10 protein-coding genes are annotated in these 12396 nt (G+C 48.6%); 5 read left to right on the plus strand and 5 right to left on the minus strand.

Features of this window, described 5'->3' with window-relative positions; genetic code table 11:
• Positions 1 to 89 precede the first annotated feature (89 nt).
• A complete protein-coding gene (gene msrB, locus BUQ98_RS13935; protein WP_074214407.1) occupies positions 90 to 533 on the plus strand; it encodes a peptide-methionine (R)-S-oxide reductase MsrB in 444 nt (147 codons plus the stop codon).
• Between the two features lie 106 nt (positions 534 to 639).
• On the opposite strand, the gene BUQ98_RS13940 is transcribed toward msrB, so the two are convergent.
• Entirely contained in the window at positions 640 to 2022 is a 1383-nt protein-coding gene (locus BUQ98_RS13940) for a class II fumarate hydratase (protein WP_074214762.1), read from the minus strand.
• 156 nt (positions 2023 to 2178) lie between these two features.
• Here BUQ98_RS13940 and BUQ98_RS13945 point away from each other — a divergent pair, with 156 nt between their 5' ends.
• The gene (locus BUQ98_RS13945; protein ID WP_074214408.1) at positions 2179 to 2463 is read left to right on the plus strand and encodes a hypothetical protein; all 285 of its coding nucleotides are present in this window, start codon (positions 2179 to 2181) and stop codon (positions 2461 to 2463) included.
• A gap of 54 nt (positions 2464 to 2517) precedes the next feature.
• On the opposite strand, the gene BUQ98_RS13950 is transcribed toward BUQ98_RS13945, so the two are convergent.
• From BUQ98_RS13950 to BUQ98_RS13960, 3 genes are all read right to left on the minus strand, one after another.
• Complete coding sequence (locus BUQ98_RS13950; protein ID WP_074214409.1) at positions 2518 to 2985, minus strand: ASCH domain-containing protein; 468 nt, start codon at positions 2983 to 2985, stop codon at positions 2518 to 2520.
• Between the two features lie 227 nt (positions 2986 to 3212).
• Positions 3213 to 4460 carry a cysteine desulfurase-like protein gene (locus tag BUQ98_RS13955; RefSeq protein ID WP_074214410.1) on the minus strand — a complete coding sequence of 416 codons (1248 nt, stop codon included), beginning with the start codon at positions 4458 to 4460 and terminating at the stop codon, positions 3213 to 3215.
• 2 nt (positions 4461 to 4462) lie between these two features.
• Positions 4463 to 5098: a 2OG-Fe dioxygenase family protein gene (locus BUQ98_RS13960; RefSeq protein WP_074214411.1), complete on the minus strand. Its 636-nt coding sequence runs from the start codon at positions 5096 to 5098 to the stop codon at positions 4463 to 4465.
• 426 nt (positions 5099 to 5524) lie between these two features.
• Between BUQ98_RS13960 and BUQ98_RS13965 the strand changes: the two genes are divergently transcribed.
• The 3 genes from BUQ98_RS13965 to BUQ98_RS13975 all read left to right on the plus strand — a co-directional run bounded on the left by BUQ98_RS13965 (position 5525) and on the right by BUQ98_RS13975 (position 11212).
• Positions 5525 to 6127, plus strand: coding sequence for a DUF6151 family protein (locus tag BUQ98_RS13965; RefSeq protein ID WP_074214412.1), 603 nt, complete (start codon positions 5525 to 5527; stop codon positions 6125 to 6127).
• A gap of 175 nt (positions 6128 to 6302) precedes the next feature.
• Complete coding sequence (gene acnA, locus BUQ98_RS13970) at positions 6303 to 9041, plus strand: aconitate hydratase AcnA (protein ID WP_074214413.1); 2739 nt, start codon at positions 6303 to 6305, stop codon at positions 9039 to 9041.
• Between the two features lie 143 nt (positions 9042 to 9184).
• On the plus strand, positions 9185 to 11212 hold the full coding sequence (locus BUQ98_RS13975) for an LTA synthase family protein (protein ID WP_083605304.1): 2028 nt from the start codon (positions 9185 to 9187) through the stop codon (positions 11210 to 11212).
• A gap of 46 nt (positions 11213 to 11258) precedes the next feature.
• Here BUQ98_RS13975 and BUQ98_RS13980 read toward each other — a convergent pair whose 3' ends face one another.
• Complete coding sequence (locus BUQ98_RS13980; RefSeq protein WP_074214414.1) at positions 11259 to 12308, minus strand: glycosyltransferase family 9 protein; 1050 nt, start codon at positions 12306 to 12308, stop codon at positions 11259 to 11261.
• Positions 12309 to 12396: the final 88 nt, after the last annotated feature.

A 12396-nucleotide genomic window follows, 5' to 3' on the forward strand; every position in this document is an offset into this window, starting at 1 on the left:
GCCGTATTGCTTGCATGAGCCGATAAGATTCATAACACTATGCGTTTTGTAGCACGGGCAACCGCCCGCTAAACAAGAGGAACGACATCATGCTGACCTGGCAAGACATCGTCGCCCGAAGTGAAAAAGGCAACGTCGCGCCACCATCGCGAGTAGAAAAAACCGAGCAAGAGTGGCAAGCGCAGCTAAGCGATGAGGCATTTCGAGTCACCCGCCAAAAAGGCACGGAACGGGCATTTAGCTCGGGCATGTGTACATTATTTGAACCCGGCCGTTATGGCTGTACATGTTGCGGTACATTGCTGTTTGATGGAGGAGAAAAATTTGATTCAGGAACGGGCTGGCCTTCTTTTACTCAGCCTGCTGAAGATAGTGCGATCGCGTATCATAAAGATACCAGCCACAGTATGACGCGCGTTGAAACTACCTGTGCAACCTGTGATGCGCACCTCGGACATGTTTTCCCAGATGGCCCACCCCCGTCTGGCTTGCGGTTTTGTATGAATGCCGTCGCTTTGAAAAAGCTCGATTAAAGCATCTATCCCGCGAAAAATACAGAGCCGCACTCCGGCTCTGTTAAACTCTCGTCAACGTGTAATACTCAGCACTAACCCCGTTTATTTCCTATCGCATCACCCTCTACTCTGCAATGCCGCCTTTTGTCAGCTTAGTTGGATCAAGCAATTGCGAAAGTTTTTCTCGACCAAGCTCAGTCTCTTCTTCCGCAACATCCAGGATTGGGCGTCCTTGTTGATAGGCTTTCTTGGCAATCTCAGCCGCTTTCAAGTATCCCACAACAGGGTTAAGCGCGGTGACCAGAATAGGGTTACGAGATAGCGCCGCTTGCAAGTTATCTTCTCTCACTTTAAAGCTCCGAATTGCTTTATCAGCAAGCAGTCGACTTGCTCCAGCCAGCAAGTTGATGCTTTGCAACACATTCGCGGCAATCACCGGCAACATAACGTTAAGCTCAAAGTTCCCCGACTGACCCGCCACCGTCACCGTGGTGTCATTCCCCATGACTTGCGCCGACACCATCGCTGCCGACTCAGGGATCACTGGGTTAACCTTGCCAGGCATAATTGATGACCCTGGCTGCAACCCTTCCAACTCAATCTCACCCAACCCCGCTAAAGGGCCAGAATTCATCCAGCGCAAATCATTGCTTAGCTTCATGGTCGCCACAGCGGTAGTTTTTAACTGGCCGTGAAGGGCAACCAACGCATCTTGGCTACCAATGGCAAAAAATGGGTTCTCACTGGCGGAAAAGCTCGTCTTGGTCAATTCTGCTATCGCATCAGCGAAACGTTCGGCAAACAATGGATGAGCATTGATCCCAGTTCCCACCGCGGTGCCACCCTGAGCGAGTGCGCGTACTGATGATAAACTTTGTATGATTTGTACCATGACATGCTCAATTTGTTGCGACCAGGCATCTAACTCTTGAGCCAAGGTCACGGGCATAGCATCCATCAAGTGAGTGCGCCCTGTTTTTACGATATGGCCGACTGACTGTTTCTTTTCCTGTAACGCATCACGTAAATGCGCAAGTGCAGGTAACAGCTTTTGCTCACAGCCTAAGGTGGTACTGATCTGAATGGCCGTTGGCACCGCGTCATTGCTACTTTGGCTCATATTGACATGATCATTAGGGCTGACTGTTTCCCCACATTTCTCTGACGCTAAGGTGGCAAGCACTTCATTCATGTTCATATTAGAACTCGTACCAGAGCCAGTCTGAAAAACATCAACGGGGAACTGATCCAGGTGGTTTTCTGCCATGATTTCTTGTGCACTCTCACGAATTGCACTGGCCACCTTACTCTCCAGCAACCCGAGCGACTCGTTCGCCTGTGCTGCACCGTATTTCACCATGGCCAACGCGCGGATGAAGTCCACAGGCATCGTTTGATCACTAACCGCGAAATTGTTAACCGCACGCTGGGTTTGCGCCTGATACAGCGCCTGTGCAGGCACCTCAATATCGCCCATACTGTCTTTTTCAATACGTGTTTTTGTCATTTTGATACCTTCCCTTAACGTTTCGATAATGGTTATCATTAACATATTGAGCGTGGTAAATGAAACGCTGCTATCGCATTGGAATAAAAAAACCCCGTGCTTGAGCATCTGCTATGTCCTACTATGGCGCCAGCGTCACAATCAACGAGTAATAATATGCAAGATGAAACCAGTACCAGTATCACTAACTTGATTGAAGTGGTTGAGAACCAGATCACCGACCAAGACCCTAAAAAGGTAGCAGAAACCTTGATGCGTCTGCGTATGACCGGCTACTCACGCGACGAAGCTATCGAGTACATTGCCTGTGCGTTAATGGTTGAAATTTATGATGTTAGCCATCACAACGGGCAATTTACCCTGTCCCGCTATGAAGCCAATTTAGACACCCTGCCAGACATGCCATGGGCCGATGAGATTAATTTGAATATCGGTGAGTAAACCTATAGTACTGATGTTCGTCATTAAAAAAGCCGCTCAGCGCGGCTTTGATTTTTAGAGTGGGTAGACTTTCTCAAACTCTTCAAGCACCACATCCGAGTGCTCATCAAAATGTAGGCCGTGTGTTTTAGCGTACTGGGAAAAGTAACCCCAATGCGCTTCGTGCCAACACTGGTAAGAGCCATCTCCCTCTCCTTCACATGCCGCAAATTCAGCACTGACTTGGTTAAACGGGCAATAGCTCACCTGTGTGGTTTTGACGATACACACGGGTCGTTGGTGACCATTAAGGACGATCTTGTAATGTCCTTTTTGTGGGATCACCGCATTTTTCTCTTCCAAAGAGCTGCGCAGTCGGCAGTGAGCTTTCTTTTTATTCAAACTCACCAATGTCGCAACTTCGTTCGCTCTCACCGTGTGATGACTTAAGGTGTCCACCACCACTTGATCATCAGTTGGCCGTTGGTCCGCGGGAAGGGTCGCAAGATATTGGTGCCAAAAGGCGTTTTGTTCTTCAGTCATGGGTCTCGCCTTGATTATTATTGGTTTCGTTTTTAAATGATTTCTTTCTGAACAGGTTCTTGGACAGCAGTAACGATGGTGATCATAACGTGCAGCCGCACATTCGCCTATGCGCTAGCTAACGTTTCTAGGTTGCATTGTGAATAAATTCACACTTAAACATCAACCGAAGCCAATTTTGATCAAAAAAAAGCGGCCTTTTTGGCCGCTTGAGAGATTGATTAACCTTAATCGCTAATAAATGGCAATAAGGCTTGGTGAAGCCGGTCAATTTCATCAATTGTGTTGTAATGCATCATTCCAATGCGGACCACACCGCCTTTGTCTAAGATATCAAGCTGCTCGCACAAGCCTTGGGCATAAAAGTGCCCATTCCAGACACACAAATTTTGCTCGCCAAGTGCTTGAGCAACCTCTGCCGGCTCTGTTCCCTCTATGCGGATCGCAAACGTTGGAGTGCGTTTATCGAGCTGATTATCATCGGTAATACCATAAATACGTACTTTGGGATAAGCGCGCATCAACTGGATAAAGTGTGCTGACAATGCTTGCTCATGCGCTTGATACTGCGTATAGCTTGCCGCTAGTCTTTCTCGCAGTGAGGACGTGGGATCGCCCCATTGCGCAAGATAGTCAACCGCCGCAATAAAGCCCGCTATCGCCTCAAAGCTTTGGGTGCCCGTTTCAAATCGACCGGGGCCTTGATTAGTCGCAGGTTCCACTTTGTACGGTTTTAACGTCTGTACCCACTCAGGCGCGACATAGGCAAAACCAACATGAGGCCCAAAAAACTTATACGCTGAGCAGGCAAGAAAATCGCACCCGAGTGCTTGCACATCCACCAAGTGATGGGGCGCGTAATGCACGGCATCCACATACACTTTGGCGCCCACTTGTTTCGCCATCTCCACCACTTTTGCCACATCCACCAAACTGCCTGTGGTATTTGAGGCTAACGTCACCGCAATCAACTTGGTTTTGTCGGTAATTAAGCTAGCAAGGTGTGTCATATCGATAGAATACGTCGACTCATCAACACGCACCTTCTTCACAGTCACGCCTTTGTCGTGCGCCGCTTGTTGCCAGCTAGATACATTTGAATAGTGATCGAGTGCCGAAACAATCACTTCATCTCCGGCCTGCCAGTCGCGACTGATTGCGCGGCTGAGTGAAAAGGTCAAGGTGGTCATATTGGGGCCGAACACCATGGACTCTGGCGACGATGCATTCACAAAGGTGGCCGCCACATTGCGCGCGCGCTGCATCAGCTCAGTGGTGTAACGACCAGAAAAGAACTGACCACCCAGATTAGCATTGTAGTGCCCTAAATAATCGACCATGGCGTCAAGCACCGCGCGGGGCACTTGCGCGCCCCCAGGCCCATCAAAAAATGCGACGGGTTTGCCTTCAATGATTTGAGCGAGTGCGGGAAAGTGGCCCCGAACAGCATGGGGTGAAAAAACTGCCGGTCTCATCATTACTTCCTTGTTGCAGTGAGTACAAATACATCCATGGTGCCCGGTTTCTCGTTATCAACGGGCGTAATCGGCTCAGCGTAATGCCATAACGTACGGTCATCAAGTGCCGCCATTTGCCCAGGGGCTAGCGGTAAACTAAATAAAGGGGCACTGGTTTTGTGGCGGAATACTTGAAAATCGCCCCCATTGATATTACCGCGGCCAATGCTCACAATCGCGATATGATCGAAGCCATCTTGGTGAACCCCCTCTGGTGCAACTTGCACGGACTGGTCCTCCGCCTGAATGCGAATTTGGTGGATTTCAATATCGTTATCATCACTGAGCTGATACACATCGCGGAAAGTGCGACACATGGCATGAAAGCCGGGCTTTTGCACGGTTTCCGGCTCAATATCTTCAAACGTCCGCGCCACATCCCCTTGAAATTCGTTAATGTCCGAGGTTTGCATAAACGGCCGCGGTGGAAGCTTCTCAACACCACCATCAAAAACATGCACGATGGAGTAACGGCGAAGTCGATAGCCGCCATCCGCATGTGATGTTCCGGGAAGGTTGTCAAACGAGGGTTGAAGTTGTTTGATGTGATTGTCGTCCAGTTGATTAAGCTGCATGAGTAGTGTTGATGTATTCATGGCTTTCTCCTTTTATCGCACCGAAGTACGAATTGATGCCAGGCCAAATGGCAAGACATGGAAATTAACAAATACGTTACACATTATAATCAACCAAACATCCTTTTTTTTCCAGACATAGCCTTATATTCATCGAACCATGAACACCTAATCAGAACTTTCATCTAATGAAAACCATTAAGCTATTGAAACCCTCCACCCCAATAATTAACATTTATTAAACATTGGAATTAATCACTATTAAATATGCAATAAGACATATTTTAAACAACAATAAAGCCTATTCTCTGTCACGAAAAGTTGCCATAAAGAGAAAATCGAGACATCCCATCCTCATTAATCACTTCGCATTATCGGTATAACGCCTGTTTCAACACACACCCTCTATACTCATAGACAGAATGCCGTGTTTTAGGGAGAGACAATATGGCACGCTTAGCCATTCAATGTGCATGCGGACAAATAACGGGCGAGATTATTGATGCGCAGCAGAGTCAACGCTGTGTATGCTTTTGCCAAGACTGCCAAGCTTATGCACAAATACTCGGCTATCATACTGAATTGCACCCAGGAGGCGGAACGGAGATACTTCAGATCACGCCGGCTCAGCTACGCATTTATCGAGGTCGAGACCAACTGACCTGCGCCAAGCTATCGGAACAGGGGATTTACCGATGGTATGCGAACTGTTGCCAAACCCCCATCGCTAACACTATCAATGCCAATATTCCTTTCGTTGGTATGCACAGTGCGTGTTACCGCATTGACGGGGAGAATGAAGAAGAGATAGGACCAGTGCGCTGGTATGTGCAAGGGCAAGACGCGCGCTCCACACCAGTCAACCACTCGGTTCATCCTCGTTTTCCTATTCGATTGATGGTAAAAACAGCACTAAAAGCCCTGTGGGCGCGACTGTTGGGTAAGCACCGTCCCAATGTGTTTTTCGACCGACAAGGCCGCCCTCGCGGTATAGTACATCATGTCGATCCGCCCGGTTCAGGCTCAAATGATCACCAGCCACAGTCTTGAAATAAAAGGAAGCATCAATGACAGTGATGGGTTATATCGTGATAACGAACCTTTAACTTCATCAAAACCCCATTTACAATAACGCTGTAAAAACAAGCAATCCCCCGAGCGAAGCGGCAACTCAACAAACCATGTCGCTTCTCTTACTCACAATAACGGACAAGGGGAGGCATCCGTGAGCAACCCATCTCAACACCCAGATAGTTTCAATACCCGACGGACCCTACACGTCAATGGTGAAACCTACGACTACTACCGGCTGGACGCACTGTCCGATAAATTCGAAATAAGCCGTTTGCCTTACTGCCTGAAAGTACTGTTAGAAAATTTGCTACGTAAAGAAGACGGCAAAAATGTCTCTGACGATGACATACGTACACTTTGCCAGTGGCAAGCTGATAAAGCAGGACAAGATCAGGTGAACTTCACCCCCGCTCGCGTCGTACTTCAAGACTTCACGGGCGTACCCGCGGTGGTTGATTTAGCCGCCATGCGCGCTGCCATGCGAGAGCTAAAAGGAGACCCGGCTAAAATCAACCCGCTTGGCGCGGTCGATCTGGTCATTGACCATTCGGTCATGGTGGATGACTACGGCAGCTCAGACTCGTTGCAGAAAAACACCGAGATTGAGTTTGAGCGCAACAGCGAGCGCTACCAATTTTTGCGCTGGGGCCAACAAGCCTTCTCAAATTTCCGCGTCGTACCACCTGGCACTGGGATCGTCCACCAAGTGAACCTCGAGTATTTAGCACCCGGTGTGTTAGTGGAAGAGCAAGGCGGTAACAAGTTAGCCATGCCAGATACGCTGGTAGGCACAGACTCACACACCACCATGATTAACGGCTTGGGTGTGCTGGGATGGGGTGTGGGGGGCATTGAAGCGGAAGCGGCGATGCTCGGCCAGCCGATTACTATGCTGATCCCTGAAGTCGTCGGCTTTGAGCTAAAAGGCGAACTGCCCGCGTCCGCTACTGCCACTGACCTCGTACTCACCGTCACCCAAATGCTGCGTGAACGCGGTGTGGTGGGTAAATTTGTTGAGTTTTATGGCCCGGGTCTCGCCAAATTGCCGCTGGCTGACCGCGCGACCATTGCCAACATGGCACCCGAATATGGTGCAACCTGTGGCATCTTCCCGATTGATGAAGAAACGCTTAGCTACATGCGCCTAACAGGACGCACCGACGATCAAATCACACTGGTCGAAACTTATGCCAAAGCACAAGGCTTGTGGCGTGATGACGACGCACCCGTTGCTGATTATAGTGATACGCTCCATCTCGATCTGGGTGATGTGGTGCCAAGCCTGGCGGGCCCCAAACGTCCACAGGATAGAATTGCATTAACCGATGCCAAAACCCAATTCGATCAGCTGTTAGAAAAAGAACAAGCGGCGTCTAATAATGTGATTGCCAGCTTTGCCAGTGAAGGCGGACAAACCGCGGTCGATAACCCCAACCTGCGCGAACAAGGAAAAGTAGAGGTCGACTATAAGGGCGATCGATTTACGCTTGAACATGGTGCGGTTGTGATTGCCGCAATCACCTCCTGCACCAACACCTCGAACCCTGCCGTGCTTGTCGCCGCTGGGCTGGTGGCACAGAAAGCACACGAACGAGGCTTAAAAACCAAACCTTGGGTCAAAACATCATTTGCCCCTGGTTCACAAGTGGTGCCAGCCTATCTAGAAAACGTCGGTCTACTCGAACCGCTCGCGGCGCTTGGCTTTAATATTGTCGGCTTTGGCTGTACCACCTGTATTGGTAACTCAGGGCCACTGCCTGAGCCAATCACTGAAGCCATTCGCTCTGCTGACCTGCTCGCGACCAGCGTGCTCTCCGGTAACCGCAACTTTGAAGGCCGTATTCACCAAGATGTGAAAGCCAACTATTTGGCATCGCCCCCATTAGTGGTTGCCTATGCACTGGCAGGTAATATGAATGTGGATGTCCTTAAGGAGCCATTAGGACAAGATGAAAGCGGCAAGCCGGTCTACCTCAGAGACATTTGGCCAACCCCGCAGGAAGTCGCGCAAACCATTCAATCCGCGATGACGGAAGGGCTGTACCAAGACAAGTATGCGGATGTATTTGCCGGGACAGACGCTTGGCGTAAATTACCGGTGCCTGAAGATGAGATTTACTCATGGCCCGACTCCACGTACGTTAAAAAACCAACGTACTTTGACGGCATGACCATGGCGCTCCCCGAGATGAAACCCATCAAGGGCGCACGCTGTGTGGTTAAGGTGAGTGATTCCATCACCACTGACCATATATCGCCAGCCGGTGCAATTAAACCGGATAGCCCAGCGGGCGAGTATTTGAAATCTAAAGGGGTTGAACCGAAAGATTTCAACAGCTATGGCTCGCGCCGTGGTAACCACGAGGTGATGGTGCGCGGCACCTTTGCCAACGTGCGCTTGAAAAATCAAATGGCGCCGGGCACCGAGGGCGGCATGACTACCTACTTGCCGACCAATGAGCAAATGAGCATCTATGAAGCGGCTCAACGCTACCAATCGGACGAGACACCATTAGTAGTGCTTGCGGGTAAAGAGTATGGAACAGGTTCAAGCCGTGACTGGGCAGCCAAAGGCACTAACCTACTAGGCATTAAAGCGGTGATCGCGGAAAGCTTTGAGCGTATTCACCGCTCTAACTTAGTAGGCTTTGGCGTGTTGCCGTTGCAATTTAAAGACGGCGATTCCGTCGAATCACTAGAGTTGGATGGCACGGAAACGTTCGATTTTGAGGAGGTCAACGGCGAACCGTCCACCCTCAAAGTGTGTGCGGTGCGGGATGATAAAACCATTGAGTTTGACGTTAACGTCCGCATCGACACCGCCGTCGAGTGGGATTACTACCGCCACGGCGGCATTCTCCACTACGTACTGCGCCAACTCGCCAGCTAATATTGGCATCGATACCACAAAGGCCCCGCGGGGCCTTTTTTGTTATCTATCCCACAGCTTGCAGGCTTCTCAGGCAACCCAGTCATGACAGCGAGCTAAACAGTGTTATAGTGCAAAAAAATCATAAAGTATAAGTACAAGGTATGTATCAATATCGCTTTCGTTTTTTATTTATAATGAGTCTTCGCTATATATTGCCAGGACTTGCCATTCTCACTCTTGGGCGGCTGGCATTATTGTGGTTTGTGAATACTGACATCGAACTGGACACACGCGTTCAAGATTTACTCCGGGCACTATGGGTTGGTTTCAGATTTGATGCAAAAGTAGTGGCTATAGGCTTTGCTCCATTAATACTCGCTGGCTTATTAAGCCTCACCTCGTCACGTCTTTTCCAAAAAATAACAAATATCTCGAGCTGGTATGCCACTATCATCTATTTTTTAATGATTCTAGCCTCCGCGATAAATACTTACTATTTTTTAGCATACGGGAATCATCTTGATGTATTCCTATTTGGTTTGTTTGACGATGACAGCCAAGCAATAGTGGATACGCTTTGGCAAAGCTATCCATTATTATCAGGCATTACGGCCACGATTATTATCGCATTTTTTCTCGGGCATACTTTTTGTGTGAACTACAAACCATGGGGCTCAAATAAACGTTATCAATCACAGTCAATAAAATCACATATCATGTATTGCATGGCAATAGTAGCATTTTCGGCCGCTTATTTTATCATCGCTCGCGGTTCGATAGGGTCACTACCACTTAAGCGTTATCATGCTAGCGTATCCGAGCTGCCATTACTGAATGCAACAGTACCCAATGCTTTTATGGCCCTTGATTGGGCACACAGTGATTATCAAAAACAAGAAAACCTCTCCTCGATAGAAGAAAAAGAATTAAGAGAACAAATGTTTGCTGTGCTTGGCAAACCCACTCCCTATGAGAGCACATTAAATAACAACTATTTAAAAAATAACCCGCCTCATGTCGTTATGACTTTGATGGAGGGAATGGGGATGAATATGTTGGTTGAGGATAATAAAGAGACTAATGACTTGTTGGGAAGACTGCGCCCTTACTTCCAAAAAGAGTTCGTTTTTACGCGTTTCTTAGCCGGTACTTCTGCCACCATTGATAGCATCGTCATGATGCTCTTTCACAGTGACGTCCCCACAATTAGCCACTCAACTTATAGTGCGAAATCTCTATCAGATAGTGCCCTAGAGCCTTATAATCATGCAGGCTACCAAACCATTTTTATCTATGGTGGCAATGCAATGTGGAGAAATCTATCACGTTACCTTCCGTTGCAAGGCTTTGACCACGTTTACGACGAAAATACAATCATCGACACATTCCCCGAAGCGAAAAAAAGTGCCGGAACATGGGGGGTCGCAGATGAATATACTTTCAAGTTGGCTCAAGAAATTCTTGAAAAAGCATCCAAACCAACCTTTATCTATATCATGACGGTGACTAACCACTCTCCTTTTTATGTACCAGATAACTATCAAGCGAAACCAGTCGCTGCGAGCCCCCGATTAAAAAGTAGAGTCCACGGTGAAACAGTTGAAGTAAGTACTATGTTAAAAGCCTACCAATATGCTAGCGATGCTTTAGGCGGTTTCATAGAGGCCATTGATGACTCAGCACTTTCTGAGCGCACTATTATTGCTGCAACAGGGGATCATCATTTACGATTTTTATCAAAAGGTGCACAGAACGAAATTGCACTGAATTATGCTGTTCCATTTTTTCTTAAAGTACCAAAAAAAATTCTAACTCAAACATCTTATTATTATGATCCAACGCATATCGGCTCACACCGTGATATTTTCCCTACGCTCTATCACTTTAGCTTATCCAACTCGCCATACTCGAGCTTAGGCGGAGAAAACTTGCTGCAAAAGCAACCTGTCTCTAATTATGGCTACAATAGCTCTGTTGTTATCAATTCGCAGGGTGTATATCGCCTCTCGTCCCCTAAAAAACTCTATCCTTGGCGTACATTACTAACCAACGAACCCGAGGCGATCACAAATTCAGAGCCAAATTGGGGTAGAAACTATCAAAAGCTTCAACATAACTTTCTAAGATTTAGGGTCAACGCCAACAGTGAAAAACATGCGCTGATACGTCCCACTACGACGAATAAGTAAAACAGAAGCGCGTAGGTGGCACCTTATCATAACCTACGCGTTAACCTCAGTGATATTGCTTCGCCATCATGGTTTCAAACGCGTCGATCACCTGCTGTGTATCAATGGCAGCCATCACATGATCGCCTTTCACCCGCGTGCTCCATGCCAATTGCTCAACGGGCTTTCCATGTTGCTGTTCAGCAAAGGTTTCATAAACACTGACCACATCCGCGAGGTTGTTGTAAGGGCCGGTCCGCTTCGGGTTGCTATGGCCATAAAGGCCTAAGACAGGCGTGCCTTGGGTGGTCGCCATGTGCGCAGGGCCGGAATCGGGGGCCAGCACCGCATCGGCGCGTGCGAGCACCGCAGCTAATTGCTTGAGGTTGGTTTGTCCTACCAAGTTAGCCAGTGGCACGTTAGCAGCGGCAATAATACGCGCAGCCAGCGTTTTTTCACTCGCAGCCGGTGAACCACAAAGTACCACCTGATAACCTTTACCGACCGCGTAGTCGGCAAATTCGGCGTAGCGCTCTGGCAGCCAGTTGCGCTCATCTTTACTCGCGGCGGGACTAATCACGATAGTAGGCTTATCACCAAGTTGCGCGTTGGCAAAGGCATGATCGTCTTCAGAAAGTGGTAGTTGCCACTGCGGCGGCGTAACCGGCACGCCCAAATATTGAGTGAAGGCGAAAAAGCTATCTAACACATGGCAAGATTGGGTATCGGGGATCCGTTTATTGGTAAACAGCCACTGTCCCTCTTTCGCTCGGTGGCGATGAAACCCCACACGATGGCGCGCAGCGATCCCCATAGTCAATAAACTGGCACGCAAAGCAAGCTGCATATGTACTAACGCATCAAACCGGCGTCCTTTCAGCTGCCGCCAGACGTGACGCATGCCTGCCAAGCCTGCTTTTTTATCAAACACCACCAGCTCCACCCCTTCCAGCCCGGCCAAAAGCTGGGCTTCGACTTTACCAACCACCCAAGTGATCTGTGTCTGCGGCCAATGGCGCTGCACAGCTTGAATCGCCGCGACCGCATGACAAACATCGCCAATTGCAGATAGGCGTAAAAAACACAGGGAGCGTGGGGCGTGGGTAAACAGAGGCATAACAAATTCCAATTAAGTTATCGCGCCGATTATGCAGTTGGCTCGGTTAAATGTAAAATGCCACCCTATCGATCAAATTGTTACGAGA

This window comes from Salinivibrio sp. ES.052 (genome assembly GCF_900141775.1).
In the GTDB taxonomy this organism is placed as follows: Bacteria; Pseudomonadota; Gammaproteobacteria; order Enterobacterales; family Vibrionaceae; genus Salinivibrio.